The following is a 17,155-nucleotide window of genomic DNA, read 5'->3' as shown; positions in this document are numbered from 1 at the left end:
AGGGCATGCCGAGGAGGACACCGCATGACCGAGTTGCGGCACGACCTCACGGCGGTGGGCGACGCCTACACCGTCCCCGCCTCCTACGCGCAGGAGCGGGTCTGGTTCACCGCCCAGCTCAGCCCCGGGCAGCCGCTGTTCACGATGACCGACGCGGTCACCCTGCCACCAGGCGCGGGGCCGGAGCAGGCGCTCGCCGCGCTGCGGGCGGTCACCGAACGGCACGAGGCCATGCGCACCACCCTGCGCCTGACCGACGGCGAGCTCTACCAGGACATCCACCCCACCGTGCCGATCGAGCTGCCGGTGACCGACCTGTCCGGGCTGACCGAGCCGGACCGGGAACGCGCCCGCGCGGAGAGCGTCGCCGAGTACGCCCGCCTCGACCTGCCGATGGACAGCGCACCGCTGTGGCGGGCGCGGCTGCTGCGGCTCGGCGCGGACACCTGGTGGCTGCTGATCGCCGGGCACCACGTCATCCTTGACGGCACCGCACTGCTCAACCTGCGTGCCGAGCTGACCGAGCTGTGCGCCGCCGCCGTCGCGGGCCGGGCGCCGGACCTGCCCGACCTGCGCATCCAGTACGCCGACTACGCCGCCTGGGAACGCGACCGCCTCGACGGCCCTCGGCTGGGTCAGCTGCGCGACTACTGGCGGGAGACGCTGACCGGCCTGCCCGCCGTGCACGCGCTGACCACCGACCATCCCCGCCCGCCGACTCGCACGTTCAGCGGCAGCGACGTACGCCGCCCCCTGCCCGAAGGCGTGGCGCAGGCGCTACCCGAGCTGTCCCAGCAGGCCGCCGCGACCCCGTTCATGGTGCAGCTGGCGGCCTATGTCGCGCTGCTGCACCGGCTGTCGGGCAGCGACGACATCGTGGTCGGCATGCCGGTGGTGGGTCGCGACCGTGCCGAGTTGGAGCCGCTGCTGGGCATGTTCATGAACATGCTGGTGCTACGGGCCGACGTCTCCGGTGATCCGCCGTTCCTGACCCTGGTCCGCCGGGTGCGCCGCGTCGTGCTCGACGCGTGGGACCACCAGGACATGCCGTTCCAGAAGCTCGTCGAGGACCTGGCGGTGCGCCGCGACCCCGGCGTACCGCCGCTGTATCAGGTCACGTTCCACCATCTGCCGACCGGCCGCGGTGCGGCGTTCGGCGGCGCCATGGACGACCTGTCGCTGGAGATCGCCGGGAACGAACTGCGGCTGGAGTACAACACCGCACTGTTCGAGGCCCCCACCATGGAGGCGTTCGCGGACCGCTACCTGCTGCTGCTCGCGGCCGCTGCCGCGGCGCCACGGACCAGGGTGGGCGCGCTGCCGATCATGTCGGACGCCGAGCGCGCCCAGGTCGTGACCGGCTGGAACGCCACCGACGCCCCGGTGCGCCAGACCACCCTGGCGGAGCTGTTCGACGACCAGGCCCGGCGTACGCCGGACGCGGTCGCGCTGGTCGACGGCGACACCCGGCTGACCTACGCCGAGTTGTCCGCCGCCGCCGAGCAGGTGGCACGGCGGCTGATCGTGCACGACGTGGGGCCTGAGTCGATCGTCGCCATCCACGAGCCCCGCTCCAGCCGCCTGGTCGCCGGGCTGCTCGGCATTCACCGGGCCGGTGCGGCGTACCTGCCGTTGGATCCGGACTATCCGGCCCAGCGGCTGGCCTACATGCTCGCGGACGCCGGTGCCGGGGTGCTGCTGGCCGACGAGGTGCCGCAGGGGCTGACGGCACCGGGCGTGGTGCTGCCGCTGACCGGTCCGGACCAGCCCGAGACCGCTGCGGGCACCGCCGCCGGGCCGGGCAACGCGGCGTACCTGATCTACACGTCAGGGTCCACCGGGCGACCGAAAGGCGTGATCAACGAGCACGCCGGCATCGTCAACCGGCTCGACTGGATGCAGGACACCTTCGGGCTCGGACCGGACGACGCCGTGCTGCACAAGACGCCGATCGGTTTCGACGTGTCGGTGTGGGAGGTGTTCTGGCCCCTCATCGTGGGTGCGCGGCTGGTGCTGGCCCAGCCGGGTGGACACCGCGACCCGGCCTACCTGCGGAATCTGATCGAGCGGGAGCGGATCACCACCATCCACTTCGTCCCGTCGATGCTGGACGCCTTCCTGGCCACGGCCGGTCCCGCCGACCTCGCCCGGTGCGGATCGCTGCGGCGGATCGTGTGCAGCGGCGAGGAACTACCGCTCGAACTCGCCCGCCGGACCGTGGCCGCCCTCCCGGCCGCCGCGCTGCACAACCTCTACGGGCCCACCGAGGCCGCGATCGACGTCACCGCCTGGGCGGCCACGCCCACCGCGCTGGCCGGGGTCACCCGGGTGCCGATCGGCGGGCCCATCCGTAACGTCCGAACCTACGTGCTCGACCAGGCTCTGCAGCCGGTGCCGGCCGGCATCGCCGGGCAGCTCTACCTCGGCGGGGTGCAGGTGGCCCGGGGCTACCTGGACCGCCCCGAACTCACCGCCCGCACGTTCGTCGCCGACCCGTTCGACGACACCGGCGGGCGGCTCTACGCCACGGGTGACCTGGCCCGCTGGCGGACCGACGGCACGCTGGAGTTCCTCGGCCGCATCGACGACCAGGTGAAACTGCGCGGCCTGCGGATCGAGCTGGGGGAGATCGCCGCCGTGCTCCGCGAGCAGCCGGGCATCAGCTCCGCCGCCGTCACCGTACGCGGTGCCACGCCCGCCGACCAGCGCCTGGTCGCGTACGTGACGCTGACAGCGGGGACCGAGGCCCTGGACCAGGCAACCCTGCGGGAGGCGCTGAAGCGGCAGCTGCCGGACTACATGGTGCCGTCGGCGTTCGTGCCGCTGGACGCGCTGCCCCTGTCGCCCAACGGAAAGCTGGACACCGCCGCGCTGCCCGCGCCCGTGCACGACGGCAGCCCCGCCGCCGTGCGCCGGCCACCGGTCACCCCGGTCGAGCAGGCCATCGCCGCCGCCTGGCAGGACGTGCTGGGGGTCAACGACGTCGGGCTCGACGACGACTTCTTCGAACTGGGCGGACATTCGCTGCTGGCGATCCGGATGCTGGCCACGCTGCGCGACGCGTACGGGCACACCGACGTCGGCGTGATGGACGTGTTCCAGCACTCCACCGTGCAGGGGCTGGCCGCGCTGATCGACGGCCCGGCCGACCAGGAGCGCCGGCGGCCGCTGCTCTACGAACTGACCAAGCCGGTCCCGGCGGGGCAGCGGGTGCGGTCCTACGTGTGCGTACCCTATGGCGGCGGGCTGGCCAGCATCTACCAGCCGCTCGCGGACGAGCTGCCGCCCGGGCACACGCTGTTCTCGGTGGCGGTCCCGGGACATGACGTCGGGGTCAGCGACACGGAGCTGCCGTTCGATGAGCTGGTCGACCGGTGCGTGGCCGAGATCCAGGACCGGGTGGACGGCCCGCTGGTCCTGTACGGCCACTGCGTCGGCGGCGCCCTGCTGACCGGTATCGCCCGGCGGCTGCACGAGCAGGGCCGCCCGATCGAAGCGATCTACGCGGGCGGCGTGTTCCCGGCGGCCCGGCCGGACAACCTGCTCGGCCGCCTGGTCGACTGGGTCGATTCCCGGGGCGCGGACCGGCGTTACGAGACGTTCCTCCGCTCGATCGGCGCCGAGCTGGCCGACCTGGACCAGGCGCAGGTCGACCGGTTCGTCTACCACGTGCGGCGGGAGGCCGCCGAGGCGCAGGAGAAGTTCACCGAGTGGCTGGAGGCTGAGCCGGTCCAGGTGGCCGCGCCGGTGATCTCCGTCGTGGGTACCCACGACATGCTCACCGAGTATTACGAGGAGCGCTACCGCGAGTGGAGCTTCCTCGGCGAATCCACCGCGCTGGTGGTCCTCGACCAGGCCGGACACTACTTCATCAAGCAGCGGGCCAAGGCGCTCGCCGAGGTGGTCACCCAGACCCATCTCCGTCTGGCCGAGCCCCCCGCCGCGCAGGCCACCGGGGACCGGCTCGCCGGTGACGCCTGGGAACTGGCCGCCACCAGCGCCGACCCCGTCACCGCCGGCGCCGGCGTGCAGCCCGGCGTACGCCGGTTCCTGGCGCTCACCGCCAGCCAGCTGATCTCGGCCACCGGCTCGGCGCTGACCCAGTGGGCCGTACCCGTCTGGGTCTACCTGACCACCGGGTCGATGCTGTGGTTCGGCCTGTCCGGAGTGATCGCCTACCTCCCGGCACTGCTGACGCTGCCGGTCGCGGGCGCCGTCGCGGACCGGTTCGACCGGCGCAAGGTGCTGCTCGCCGCCTGCGCGGCCGCGGTGACGGCAGAGGCGCTGCTGGCCACCCTGCTGTGGACCGATCAGCTGGGGCTGGCCGCCGTCTACACCCTGGTCTGTGTGCTCGGCGCGGCGTCGGTGTTCCAGCGCATCACCTACCTGGCCGCGATCCCGCAGGTCATGCCGAAGCGCTACCTGGGGCACGCCAACGGTATCGCCCAGCTGGCCGTGGGGCTCAGCTCGCTGGCGGTGCCGCTGCTGGCGGCGGGCCTGCTCGCGGCGATCGACCTGACCGGCGTCCTGCTGATCGACATCGTGAGCTACGCGGTCGCGATCAGCGTGCTCGCGGTGGTGAAGTTCCCCAAGCTGCTCGGGCGCCGGCGCAAGGAGCCGTTCCTGGCCGAGCTGATCGGCGGGGCGCGGATGGCGTGGGCGGAGCCGGGGTTCCGGGCCATGCTGGGCTTCTTCTCCCTCTACAACCTCTGCCTGGCCAGCCTGCTGCTGGTGCCGCCGATGGTGCTCGCATTCGGCACGATGGGCCAGGTCGGCACGGTCGCGTTCGCCGAGGCGCTGGGCGCCGTCCTGGGTGGACTGGTGATCGCGGTGTGGGGCGGCCCGACCAGGCGCCGGATGCCCGCCCTGATCGCGATCGCGTTCGGCGTCGCGATCAGCCTGGTGCTCAGCGGCGTACGCCCGAACCTCGCGCTCGTCGCGCTCGGCAGCTTCGGCGTGGGCCTGGGCCTGGGCCTGCACAACGGCATCTACCTGTCGATCATCCAGGTGAAGGTGCCGCAGCGGTTCCACGGTCGGGTGTTGGCGATCATCCAGACGCTGACCTGGGCGACGTTGCCGCTGGGCTTCGCCGTGCTGGTGCCGCTGAGCGGGTCGGTGCTGGAGCCGATGTTCGCTCCGGGCGGCGCCCTGGCCGACAGCGTCGGTGCCCTGATCGGAACCGGCCCTGGCCGAGGGCTCGGGTTCGCGTTCGTCGTGTCCGGGCTGGCCCTGGCCGTGGTGTCGCTGGGCGCCTACGGCCTGCGCCGGTTGCGCCGGTTCGACACCGAGACGCCCGACGCTCCGGCGGATGCCACCGAGTGGCTACCGCACCTGCGCCGGCGCCGGGTCGACGATCTGTAGTCGCAGTTCCGAGGCGTACGCCTGGCCGGCCGCGTCGGTCAGCCAGGCGTCGCCCGGGCCGGGCAGCAACTCGGTGACGGTCAACCCGACCCCGTCGCCGCCCTTGGCGTGCGCGCCGCGCAGCAGGGTGCACAGCAGCCGCGTGTAGACGCCGCTGGTCAGGTCGACGAAGCTGGGTTTGAGCTCGGTGTCGACCCGGACGAAGATCTGCTCGGGCAGGCCGAGGGCGAGCCTCCAGCGCCGCACCGCGAGGTAGCGTTCCCGCTCGCCCTTCACCTTGTGCAGCCCGGTGTCGCCGACCGTGGTGCGCCACGTCTCGCGGACCAGCACGAGGTCGTCGACAGTGATACGCGGGGTGTGCCCGACGTTCCCGGCCAGCTTCCACGTGTCGAACACCTGGTAGTCGAAGAGCTGCGCGAACACCTCCAGCAGCGGCCACTGCCGTCCGTCGCCCGCGTGCACCCGCAGGCTGCCGTCGGCTTCCGGTCGCACGGTGAGGCCGGTGATCGGCACCAGGCGGTCCGGGTCGGCGCCGGGGGCGCTGACGAAGCCGAGCTGCGCGTCGGCGGGCCCGTGCAGCCATTCCGCGATGCGCGCCGTGTGCCGGGGCCAGTCCACCGGGGCCAGCAACCGCACCCGACCCTCGGGCAGGTCGGCCCGCATGCCGTCCCGCAACCGCTGCGGTTCCGGGTGCCCGTACGCGAAGAAGTGCGTGTCGAACGCGGCCAGGGCCACGTGCAGTTCGCCGAGCACGACGGTGAAGTCTCCCCGCAGCAGGGCCGCCTCGTCCGGGGCGCACAGATGCACGTCGGGGCTGTGGATCCGGGCGGCGGCCCAGCCGGGCGCGGTGGCCGGGAACGCCGCGGCGACCCGCTCGGTCAGCTCGGCGGCGCCGAACCGCAGCTCCCGGGCGTCGGCATCGGCGTCGGCCAGGCCCAGCACCTTCGCCCAGCGGGCCAGGAAATCGGCGGTGACGGCCGCGCCGGGCGGGTTTGCCCCGAACACGACCGCCTGAGCCAGGAACCACAGGTCGGGCAGTGGAACGTCCGCAGTGGCCGACTCGGCCGACAGGTCGCGGTAGAGGCCGGCCAACACTTCGGCGTACGCGTCGCCGATCGCCGCCGTCAGCCACCGGGCCGACAGCAGCAGCGGCTCCAGCGGAGCAAGCCGTTCCAGCAGCGTGTCACCGAAGCTGATGTCCAGGTCGCGCACGGTTTCCAAATGGCACAGAGTGCGCCCGGCGTACACCTCGCCGGGGTGTTGCTGCGCGGCCTGGCCGGTCAGCTCGACGAACTTCCGCTCCAGGGTGGACATGGCTGCGGCCAGGGCGTCCGGGCCGTCGGCGGCGGCCACCGCGTCGCGCAGTGCGCTGATGGTGGCCAGCTCACCGAGCACCCGTTCGCGGACCAGGTCGTCGCCGATCGCGGCGAGCTGTTCGCGCAGCACATCCTCGGCGGTGAGGTCGATCGGCAGGTCGAACCCGATCCGCAGCACGCCACGCTCGGCGAGTTCGTCCAGCTGCGCGTACACGTCGGCGGCGCGGCGGAACCCGCTCCCCGGGTCCGCGACCAGCGCGGCGGCGAGGTCCGCGACGCGCGATCGCCGCTGCGCCAGAGTGAGCAGCGCGGCCGTCGCCGGCGGCAGCGCCTGCGGCGCACGGTGCGGATGCAGCAGCACCCCGTCCCGCAGCGTCAGCTGGGGCGCCAGCCGCACCGGCAGCCAGTCCCGCACGCCCTCCGCGCGGGCGAAGGCCTCGCCGAGCGCGTCCAGCGCCCACCGCTCCAGAAAAACCCGGCGGGTACGCGTCAACGCCGCACCCGGGCGCACCGTGGCGACGGGACCGGGGCCGCCCAGTTCTGTCCAGCAGATGGGACCAAAGAAGCCGACGGTGTCGTTCTTGAGGCAGTAACGCTGCCAGTATTTCGCGATGACCTCCTCGCGGTGCCGCCGGCGGAGATTGCGCGGGGCGTGCGGGCCGTCGCGCCGGATCGCGTCGACCGCGACCAGGACGGCCGGATTCTGCCAGACCAGCGCAGTGCGGAACGCTTCGTCGCAGGCGATGTCGTAGACGGCCCGGCCGAGAACCGTGGCGGCGGCGTCGAACGCGGCCTCGAAGGCGGCCGCGCCGCAGGCACCGGTGAGATAGCTGTCGGCGGCCGCCGCGAGCGCGGGCGCGGCGAACCGCTGCATCCCGGCCACTGGGAACCCGGCCGACCGCAGCAGCGCCGAACGCCACACGTGCCACGGGGTTCCGGGGAGAGGCGTGAGATGCTCGTGGGGCATCCGGCAATGGTATGCATCCAAGGACCTGCGGTGGGACGGGCAAAATGAGCTTCGGGCTGGTGTCCTTTGGCGAGGCACTCGGCGATCCCGTACCGGTGGCGGACGTGGTGGGGCAGTACACCGACGACGTGAACCGGGTCCTCGGGTACGGCTACCGCCAGGTGCACCGCAGCGCGCCGGAGGTCGGCCTGACCGACCTCGCCGAGCGGGCCGCCCGACAGGCCCTCGACGCCGCCGCGCTCGCCGCCGCGGAGCTGGACCTGCTGGTACTGGCCGTCACCGACCTCACCGAGTACCTCTACTGGGACGCCGCCGCCGACCTGGCGCACCGGCTCGGCGCGGTCAACGCCGAAGCGGTGCTGCTCACCCAGGCCTGCACGACCGGCGTGCTCAGCTTCGACACTGTCGCGGGCAAGTTCGCCACCCACCCGCGGTACGCCAACGCCCTGGTGGTGGCCGCGAACCGGACCTGTGAGGCGTACTGGAACCGGATGGACACGCAGCCGATGGTCTTCTCCGACGGCGCGGTCGCCACGGTGGCCCGGCGCGGGCACTCCCGGCTGCGCTGGCTCGCCACGGAGGCCGCCACCGACGGCCGCTACGCCGCGTTCTACCGGCTCGACGTGGGCGGCGCGGCGGCGCCCTTCGGCCCTGGTGCCGAGCCGCCTGCCGCACGCGACGTGTGGCACGTGATGGAGTTCTTCGACTACGACGCCGAGCAGTTCGAGCAGTTCGCCCGGGACCTGGACGAGCGGGCCGTGCGGGTCACCGAGCGGGCCTGCGAGCGGGCGGGCGTCAAGGTCGTCGACCTGGCGCGCCTGATCCTGGTCAGCGACAACGAGCGGTCCATGGCGTCCCTGGCGCAGGCGCACGGGGTGCCGCTGGCACGTACCAACCGGGAACTGGCGGCCGAGCACGGGCATCTCGGTGCGGCGGACCAGCTTTTCGGGCTGAGCCGCCTGCTCGCCGCCGGTGAACTCGGCGAGGGCGACCGGGTCGCGCTGATTTCGCTGGGCCGGGGCATGCACTGGGCCTGTACCATCGTCGAGGTGTAAGCATCGATCCCTGATCGGTTCGACAGCGCGCCGCCGCTGCCGCCTGTTATCCGTTCTGGAAAGGGACACGGGATGTCCAGTCGCCTGGTGCGGCTCGTCGCCGACGTGCTGGCGTTGCCGGTCGATCAGGTCGACGAGCAGACCGGTCCCGCGACCACAGCGGCCTGGGTGAGCTTGCGCCACCTCCAGATCGTCGCGGCGGTCGAGGACACGTACGGGATCGCCGTCACGCCACGGGAGATCCGGGCCGTCCGGTCCGTGGCGGACCTGCGCGCGCTGCTCGCCCGGCGGGGCGTCCAGGAATGACGCTCGCCGCGCCGTCTCCGCTCAGCGACGCCGACCTCGGCACCGGGCTGCTCATCCGCCGCTTCGAGGAGGAACTGCTCCGCCTGTACGCGGACGGCCACATCAGCGGCACCACGCACACCTGCCTCGGCCAGGAATACATCCCGGTCGCGCTGGCCCCGCTGCTGACCGGGGACTTCGTGTTCAGCAACCACCGGGGGCACGGGCACTACCTGGCCCACTGCGGTGACCCGGACGGCCTGCTGGCGGAACTGCTCGGCCGGGAGGGCGGGGTGTGCCGTGGGCGCGGTGGCAGCCAGCACCTGCGCCGGGAACGGTTCCTGTCCACCGGGGTGCAGGGGGAGAGCCTGCCCGCCGCGGTCGGCGTGGGGCTGCACCTCAACCGCACCGGGCAGGACGGGATCGTGGTGACCTACATCGGTGACGGCACCTGGGGCGAAGGCGCGGTCTACGAGGCGCTCAACATGGCGCAGCTGTGGCAGGTGCCGCTGCTGGTCGTGGTCGAGCACAACCGGATCGCCCAGTCCACCCCGACCACCGAGCAGCTGGCCGGGACCATCGGCGGCCGGGTCGCCGGGTTCGGGATCACCTTCAGCGAGTCGGATTCGCTGGACCTCAACGAGGTACGCGCCGCCGCCGCGCCGCACATCGAGCGGGTCCGCGCCACCCGGCAGCCGCATGTGCTGGTGCAGCACACGGTCCGGCTCGGCCCGCACAGCAAGGGCGACGACTCCCGCCCGGCCGACGAGATTCGCCGGCTGCGCCACCTCGACTGGCTGGAGCGGTACGCGGCCGCGTACCCGCCACAGTTTTCGGCCGCTGACGCGCAGGCCCGGCGGCGGGTCGCAGACATCTCGGCCGCGGCGCTGGCCCGGCCCCTGGTGAGCGGGAGCGTGGGGTGACGCGCGCCGAACGAATGAGCCAGAATCTCAACCGCGCCCTGCACGAGCTGTTCGCCGCCGACGAGCGGGCCTGGCTGCTGGGCGAGGATGTCGTCGACCCCTACGGCGGCGCGTTCAAGGTCACCCAGGGCCTGTCGACGGCCCACCCGGGCCGGGTGCTGTCGACGCCGCTGAGCGAGAACGGCATCACCGGCGTCGCGGGTGGCCTGGCGCTCTGCGGTGACACGGTCATCGTCGAGATCATGTTCGGCGACTTCGTCGGCCTCGCCTTCGACCAGATCCTCAACTTTCTCACCAAATCCGTCGCCATGTACGGCGAACACACCCCGATGCGGGTCGTGATCCGCTGCCCCGTCGGCGGCGGGCGGGGCTACGGCCCGACGCACAGCCAGAGCGTGCAGAAGCACTTCATCGGCATCCCGCACCTCGCGCTCTTCGAGCTGTCGCCACTGCACGACGCGGCCGACGTGCTCGCCGCCGCGCTGCGCCGCGGCGAACCGTCCATGCTGTTCGAGGACAAGATCCTCTACACCCAGCGGAGGTACGTGGACAACCGCGTCGACGACCGCCTCGCCTTCGAGCTGCTGGGCGCGGACCGCAACTGGGCCCGCGTCTTCGACCCGACTGCCGCCACCCCGCCGACGCTGGTCATCGCCCCCGGCGGGGTCGCCAACCGGGCGATCGCCGCCGCCAGCGAGGCCTGGGAGCAGGGGCGCAATGTCGAGGTGCTGGTCCCAGCCCGGCTCTACCCCTTCGACGTCGACGGTGTGCTCGACCTGCTCGACGGCGCGGACGGCGTGATCGTCGCCGAGGAGAGCACGGCTGGCGGCACCTGGGGGAGTGAGGCCGCCACCCGGCTCTACGCCGCCGCGTGGCCGCTGCTGCGCCGGCCGATCGAGCTTGTCAGCTCGGCCGCCAGCATCATTCCGTCGGCACCGCACCTGGAACGAGCGGTCCTGCTCAACGCGGACACGATCCTCGAACGGATCATGCACCGCTCCACTGGCGAGTCTGCTCCTGCTCCCAGCACCGGTTCCCCGCTGACCAGGTTGCGCCAGGCCCGGGCGGCGGAGCCGGGCGTCGCGGTGAGCGTACCCAGGCTCAACAACAACGACGACAGCTATGTGCTGCTGGAGTGGCTGGTCCCGGCCGATGCCACTGTCGAGATCGGACAGCCGATCGCGGCGGTCGAGACCTCCAAGGCGATCGAGGAGTTGGCCGCGACGCACGCGGGCGTCCTGCGCCAGGACCTCGCCGCCGGGGCCGACTGCGTCCCGGGCTCAACCATCGGCTACATCCTGTCCGCCAATGCCTTCCCTGCTGCGGCGCCCCCGGTCGCTGAGCCGGCCGTGGTGACGCAACCGGCGCTGCCGGGGCGGCCGCTACCACCGGCGCAACGCCGCATCGCCGACGTGGTGGCGACCTCACACCGGGAGATCCCGGTCGCCTTCACCGCCGTGCGGGTCGACGTGACCGCCGCCCTCGCGTACGCGCGTCGGGCCACCGACGAGACCGGCGCCGAGGTCAGCCTGACCGAGGTTGTCATCGCTGCCGTGGCCACGTTGCACGAGCAGTTCCCGGCCCTCTACGCCCAACTCACCGGGGACGGCCGGGTCATCGACGCGGCACAGCCGTCGGTCGGGCTCACCGTGGACGTCGGCACCGGGCTGTTCCTGCCGGTGATCCGCGACGCGGCGAAGCTGGACCTGGGCGACCTCGCCGACACCGTGGTCGAGCTGCGGATGAAGGCGCTGCGCAACCGGCTACGCGAGGACGACATGGCCGGGATGAACTTCCTGGTCGCGCTCAACAACACCCCCGGCGTGATCTACGCCCAGCCGATCATCCCGCCCGGCGTCACCTGTGCCCTGTCGGTGCCCGACGTGCACCGCGAGGTCGTGCTTGACGTCGGAGGTGAGGTGCGCGAGCGGATGATGGCGGACCTCGGGCTGGCCTACGACCACCGGCTGGTCAACGGGGCGCAGGCCGGGGAGTACCTGGCCGCGCTCAGCGCCGCCCTGCAACGGTAACCCTGGCACCGCACACGAGCTCATCACCGCGTACGCCCGGCTGGCCGGCGACGGGATCCAGCAGGTCCGACCGCCGCCCGGACCGGCAGCAGTGCGGGTCCGCTGTCGCCCACACCAAGCCGGAAGACTCAAGAGCTTCTCAATTTCCCCGCCCGAGCTGCGCCCACGGGCGGTGACCGGCCTAGGTTCGGCTCACTTCGATGGAACACGGTGACGTGCAGCACCAGAGGAGCACCCATGGCCCCTACCCCGCCGACCGATGCCGAACTGAACATCTTGATCCGGGCCCGGCTGGCCGCTCTCGGTATCGACCTCGACCAGCTCCCGCCCGGCAGAACCCCCGACCCGGAAACCGGCTCGCCCGGCCAGGAGTCGGTGCTCGCCTCGCTGCGCTCGTTTCTGCGCGGCACCGTGGCGGCGCTTGCCGCGTACCAGATGCCCGCCCCCGACGCGACGGACCCCGCGGTCGGGAGGGCGCTGTCGCAGCAGCACGTGCCGATCCTGTACCCCTCGAACAGCGCAGAATGGCGGAAGGCATGACTGCCGAACCACTCGACCGCTCGATCGACCGCCGGGCGTTCCTGGCCCGCGCTGCCGCGCTGGCCGTCGCCTCTGCCGCAGGCGCAACCGTCGCCGCACCGTCGATGGCGGTGGCGAACAGCGCCCTGACCATGAACCCGGGGGCGGGGACGAGAAACCGGGCCCTGGATCAGCCCAACGCCTACACCCGGCCCCGGCCGGAGGCGGTCGCCGATCCGACCGAACTGACCATCGCCGAGGCAGCCTGGCTCATCCGCGCCAACAACCTGACCCCCGAGCAGTTGGTCGAGGCGTACCTGGCGCGCATCTCCACGTACGACGGCACCTACCAGGCCTTCAACCTGGTGCTCGCCGACGCGGCCATCGCGGCGGCCCGCGATGCCGCCCGCGCGCCGCGACTCGGCGCGCTGCACGGCATACCCCTGGCGATCAAGGACAACTACTACACCGAAGGCGTCCTCACCACCGCGAACTCCTTCCTGTTCAAGGACTTCGTGCCGCCGTACGACGCGACCGCGGTGGCCCGGCTCAAGGCGGGCGGCGCCATCGTCCTCGGCAAGACGCAGATGGGCCCGCTGGCCACCACCCGCGCCACCACCCCGGCCGGCGTGGTCACCACGGTCAACGCCTGGACGCCGACCAACCGCAACACCGACCCCGGCGGGTCATCCACCGGCACCGCCACCGCGGTCGCCGGTCGCCTGGCCACCTCCGGCATCGGCACCCAGACCGGAGGTTCGATCACCGCCCCCTCGAACGCGCAGAACCTGACCGGGCTCAAGCCGACCATGGGCCGGGTGTCGGCGGCCGGCGTCATCCCGCTCACCTACACCCGCGACCATCCGGGCCCGCTGGCGCGCGACGCCAAGGACGCCGCCATCATGCTCACCGCGATGGCCGGCGAGGACCCGGCGGACCCGCGCAGCCAGGGGCTGCCCGACGTGCCCGATCTGATCGACGCGGCCACCCCGGTGTATCGAAGGAACCAGGTCAAGCTGCGCTGGCACACCAGGATCGGAGTGCTGCCCGGATTCACCAACGGCACCTCGGCCACCGCGGCGGCCCGCCAGGCGTACCTGGCCCAGCTCGCCGAGATACCCGGCGCCACGCTCGTGGACGTCCCCCTGCCGGAGGGGTGGAGCCAACTGACCGGTGGCACCTTCAACAACATCCGGCTGCCGGAGCGCAGCGAGCCGTTCATGCCGTACCTGCGTACCGACCTGCGCGGCTTCGGCGTGTCGGTGACCAGTTGGCTGCAGGGGGCGTTGCTGGGAGGCAACGAGTTCCTCACCGGCCAGCGGGCCAGGCTGCTGCTGATGGAACGGGTGCTCAACGACCTGTTCGACGTGTGCGACGTGGTGGTGCAGACCGACCCGGTGCCGTTCGACATCCTCGGCCTGCCGGAGATCGCCTTCCCGATCGGGTTCACCGCCGCCGGCGTGCCGATCGGCACCATCCTCGGCGGCCTGCCGTACGCCGAGGACCGACTGTTGTCGGTGGTGGCCGCGTACCAGGCGACGACGGACTGGCACCTGCGGCGGCCCGCCGACCCGCCCGCCGTCGCGGCCAGGACGCGCGAGGAAGCACCCACGGAGGTGCTCCGGCTGACGGCCGAGCAGGTCGCCGAACTCACGCAGTAGTCCGGACGGAGGGCGGGAGGCCACTCCCGCTCTCCGTTCCTGCACCGGTGGATCGCGAAGCGAATATCTGCGCTCCGGTCGCGGGGAAAACCTCGACCGCAATTCTCTCGTGCCGCTGAAACGCCATCCTGCCTTCAAATACCCCCCTGCGGGAAGATGAATTGTGGCGAGACCACAGCGGGGCAAGCGGGGTTCTCCTGCGCCGCCCCGCTGCTGGTCCGCGTGCTGGCGCCGCCCGCGGTCCGGCTGGGTTCGGCGGCATCGGCAAGCCTCAAGATTTGCTCAATTGCCGCGGCAAGCGTTCCCGGAATCGATCGAAGCCTGTTGAATCGATCTCACCCGATCTGGTGCGGCCGCCCCTGTCGGTCCCTTTTCCGTCGTGCAGTGTGCTGTGAAGGGATGCCAGGTGAAACGAAGACTGTCACGGACGGCGTTGCCGGTTGCCTGCGTACTGACGTTGCTCGGTACGCCGGTGCTGACCTCGGGAACCGTCGCCAGCGCGGGCAACCGCGTACCGAAGCCGGAGTCGGTGATCGGCTGGGTGCCCTGCGCCGACTACAAGTTGGCCACCTACGAACAGATCGCCGACTACTACCGAGCCCTCGACAAGGCCAGCGACCGGATGAAGCTGGTCGAGATCGGCAAGACCAGCGAGGGCCGGCCGCAACTGATGGCCATCGTCTCCTCGGAGAAGAACCTCAAGGACAAGGACCTCGAGCGCTACCGCAAGACCTCGGTGCGGCTGTCCCAGGGCGACGCGCTCTCCGAGCCGGAGGCACGTGACCTGGCGAAGAACGGCAAGGCCATCGCCTGGGTCGACTTCGGCATCCACTCCACCGAGGTCGCCGGCCACCAGACCGCCCCGCAGTTCGCGTACGACCTGGTGACCAGCGAGACGCCCGAGGCACGCGCAATCCGGGACAACGTCATCACCCTGCTCGTGCCCAACGTCAACCCGGACGGCGGCACCAAGGTCGCCGAGTGGTACCGGCAGAACCTCGGCGGCCCCTACCAGGACGCCGGCTATCCGGAGCTGTACCAGAAGTACGCCGGGCACGACAACAACCGCGACTGGTACATGTTCAACCTGCAGGAGACCCAGAACCTCGGACGCCAGCTGTTCCACGACTGGATCCCGCAGGTCATGCACAACGTGCACCAGACGGCGGTCTTCCCCGCCCGGATCAGCATCCCGCCCTTCGAGGACCCGCTGAACCCGAACATTCACCCGCAGGTGGTCCGAGGCGTCAACCTCGTCGGCGACGCGATGGGACAGCGGCTGGATCGGGAGGACAAGGTCGGCGCGCTGGCGCGCCAGTCGTACGACATCTGGTGGAACGGCGGCATGCGGACGGCGCCGTACTACCACAACCAGATCGGCATCCTGACCGAGACCGCGCACGCCTCGGCCACGCCCAGGGTGTACGACCCGGCGACCTTCCCGAAGACCTTCGCGGACGGCACCTCGACCAGCGAGCCGTCAGTGTTCTACCCCAGCCCCTGGAAGGGCGGCGAGTGGCACCTGTCGCAGAGCTGCGACTACATCAAGACGGCCTCGTGGGCGATGCTGCGAGTGGCCAGCGACGACCGGGAGGCCCTGCTCTACGGAATGTCGCAGATGGCCCGCGACGGGGCGCGTAACGGCGCCAGCACCACTTATGTGATCCCGGCGGACCAGGCGGACTTCCCGACCGCCACGAAGCTGGTGGACAAGCTGCGGTGGAGCAACATCCGCGTCGAGCAGGCGGTGACCTCGTTCACCGTGGGCAACCGCACCTACCCTGCCGGCAGCTACCTGGTCCGCGAAGCCCAGCCCTACCGGGCGGCCGTTCTGGACCTGCTGAACGCGCAGAAGTACCCGGACCGTCGGCTCTACCCCGGCGGCCCGCTGGAGCCGCCGTACGACATCACCGGCTACACCCTGTCGTTCCAGATGGGCGTCACCGTCGACAAGCTCACCCAGCCGGTCGCGGCCACCACCCGCCAGGTCGACTGGCCGACCATGCCGGCCGGGGTGGTGGCGGGCGCACCGAAGTACGCGTACGCCCTCGACCCCCGCGTCAACGACAGTGCAGCCGCTGTGAACGCTCTGCTCGCGGCGGGGGAGAAGGTCTACCGGAGCAGTGGCCAGGTGACCACCCGAACCGGCACCCTGCCGGCCGGCACCTTCCTGGTCACGCCGGCGGCGGGCACCGACGCGCGGGTGACGTCGCTCGCCAACCGACTGGGGCTCAGCATCGCGGCGGTGGACGCGAAACCGGCGAAGGTGACGACGCTGGCCGCACCCCGGATCGGCCTGTACGACGGGTTCAACAACTACGACGAGGGCTGGACCCGGCTCATCCTCGACCAGTTCGGCTTCGGGTACCAGAAGCTGACGAATGCCGCGGTCCGAGCCGGCGACCTGCGGGCGAAGTTCGACACGATCGTGCTGCCCGACGCCACGTACAACTCGATGCGCAACGGCCGCACGGCGGGGTCGCTGCCGCCGGAGTACACCGGCGGAATGACCGACGCGGGCGTGGCCAACCTCAAGAAGTTCGTCGAGGCGGGCGGCACGGTCGTGACGCTTAACAAGGCGGCCCAGCTGCCGATCAAGGCGTTCGGCGTGCCGGTCAAGGACGTCACCGAAGGCGTGGGGGACACCCGGTACAACATCCCCGGTTCGGTGCTGAACCTCAACGTCGACCCCACCGACCCGGTCGGCGCCGGCTTCGGCTCGACCGCCTCCGCGTTCGTCGCCAACGGCCCGGCGTTCGAGGTCGCCGAGGGCGCCCAGGGCGTCACCGTGACGGCCACCTGGCCGAAGACGAACCTGCTGAAGAGCGGTTTCCTTCTCGGTGACGACGTCATCGGCGGGAAGGCGGCCGTGGTGACGGCGAAGGTGGGCGACGGGAACGTGGTGATGATCGGCTTCAAGCCGCAGCACCGGGCACAGTCGCACGGGACCTATCGGCTGTTGTTCAACGCGATGTACCTCGGGCTTAACCTTCTTCTTGATACTGCGTGCCGCCATCTCGGCCTGTCGAAACGGGCCT

9 protein-coding genes are annotated in these 17,155 nt (G+C 71.6%); 8 read left to right on the top strand and 1 reads right to left on the bottom strand.

Annotated features, from left to right (window positions below):
• The first annotated feature begins 24 nt into the window (after nt 1-24).
• Nucleotides 25-5,361: an amino acid adenylation domain-containing protein gene (locus tag ABZ570_RS16405; protein ID WP_358063377.1), complete on the top strand. Its 5,337-nt coding sequence runs from the start codon at nt 25-27 to the stop codon at nt 5,359-5,361.
• Here the strand turns inward: ABZ570_RS16405 and ABZ570_RS16400 are convergent.
• Nucleotides 5,323-7,644: a lantibiotic dehydratase gene (locus ABZ570_RS16400; RefSeq protein ID WP_358063374.1), complete on the bottom strand. Its 2,322-nt coding sequence runs from the start codon at nt 7,642-7,644 to the stop codon at nt 5,323-5,325. The two genes, ABZ570_RS16405 and ABZ570_RS16400, sit on opposite strands and share 39 nt — an antisense overlap.
• A gap of 44 nt (nt 7,645-7,688) precedes the next feature.
• Between ABZ570_RS16400 and ABZ570_RS16395 the strand changes: the two genes are divergently transcribed.
• The 7 genes from ABZ570_RS16395 to ABZ570_RS16365 all read left to right on the top strand — a co-directional run.
• On the top strand, nt 7,689-8,699 hold the full coding sequence (locus ABZ570_RS16395; RefSeq protein ID WP_358063371.1) for a 3-oxoacyl-[acyl-carrier-protein] synthase III C-terminal domain-containing protein: 1,011 nt from the start codon (nt 7,689-7,691) through the stop codon (nt 8,697-8,699).
• Between the two features lie 72 nt (nt 8,700-8,771).
• Nucleotides 8,772-9,005, top strand: coding sequence for an acyl carrier protein (locus ABZ570_RS16390; protein WP_358063368.1), 234 nt, complete (start codon nt 8,772-8,774; stop codon nt 9,003-9,005).
• Nucleotides 9,002-9,907 (top strand): thiamine pyrophosphate-dependent dehydrogenase E1 component subunit alpha, encoded by a 906-nt coding sequence (locus ABZ570_RS16385; RefSeq protein ID WP_358063365.1) that lies wholly within the window; start codon nt 9,002-9,004, stop codon nt 9,905-9,907. Before ABZ570_RS16390 ends, ABZ570_RS16385 begins: the two co-directional genes overlap by 4 nt.
• 14 nt (nt 9,908-9,921) lie before the next feature.
• On the top strand, nt 9,922-11,937 hold the full coding sequence (locus ABZ570_RS16380; protein ID WP_358063362.1) for a 2-oxo acid dehydrogenase subunit E2: 2,016 nt from the start codon (nt 9,922-9,924) through the stop codon (nt 11,935-11,937).
• A 237-nt stretch (nt 11,938-12,174) separates the two neighbouring features.
• Nucleotides 12,175-12,477, top strand: a complete 303-nt coding sequence (locus ABZ570_RS16375; protein ID WP_358063359.1) for a hypothetical protein — start codon at nt 12,175-12,177, stop codon at nt 12,475-12,477.
• Nucleotides 12,474-14,117, top strand: coding sequence for an amidase (locus ABZ570_RS16370; protein WP_358063356.1), 1,644 nt, complete (start codon nt 12,474-12,476; stop codon nt 14,115-14,117). Before ABZ570_RS16375 ends, ABZ570_RS16370 begins: the two co-directional genes overlap by 4 nt.
• 406 nt (nt 14,118-14,523) lie before the next feature.
• Nucleotides 14,524-17,155, top strand: a 2,632-nt coding sequence (locus tag ABZ570_RS16365; protein ID WP_358063353.1) for a M14 metallopeptidase family protein, incomplete at its 3' end; no start/stop codon positions are given.

The sequence above is a fragment of the Micromonospora sp. NPDC007271 genome (assembly GCF_040634005.1).
Lineage (GTDB): Bacteria > Actinomycetota > Actinomycetes > Mycobacteriales > Micromonosporaceae > Micromonospora.
This window is presented reverse-complemented; position numbering and strand designations above follow the sequence as displayed.

Excerpts from the sequence above, each read along its gene's own strand:
- ABZ570_RS16405 (WP_358063377.1), top strand. The coding sequence starts at position 25 with ATGACCGAGTTGCGGCACGACCTCACGGCGGTGGGCGACGCCTACACC.
- ABZ570_RS16400 (WP_358063374.1), bottom strand. The coding sequence starts at position 7,644 with ATGCCCCACGAGCATCTCACGCCTCTCCCCGGAACCCCGTGGCACGTG.
- ABZ570_RS16395 (WP_358063371.1), top strand. The coding sequence starts at position 7,689 with ATGAGCTTCGGGCTGGTGTCCTTTGGCGAGGCACTCGGCGATCCCGTA.
- ABZ570_RS16390 (WP_358063368.1), top strand. The coding sequence starts at position 8,772 with ATGTCCAGTCGCCTGGTGCGGCTCGTCGCCGACGTGCTGGCGTTGCCG.
- ABZ570_RS16385 (WP_358063365.1), top strand. The coding sequence starts at position 9,002 with ATGACGCTCGCCGCGCCGTCTCCGCTCAGCGACGCCGACCTCGGCACC.
- ABZ570_RS16380 (WP_358063362.1), top strand. The coding sequence starts at position 9,922 with ATGAGCCAGAATCTCAACCGCGCCCTGCACGAGCTGTTCGCCGCCGAC.
- ABZ570_RS16375 (WP_358063359.1), top strand. The coding sequence starts at position 12,175 with ATGGCCCCTACCCCGCCGACCGATGCCGAACTGAACATCTTGATCCGG.
- ABZ570_RS16370 (WP_358063356.1), top strand. The coding sequence starts at position 12,474 with ATGACTGCCGAACCACTCGACCGCTCGATCGACCGCCGGGCGTTCCTG.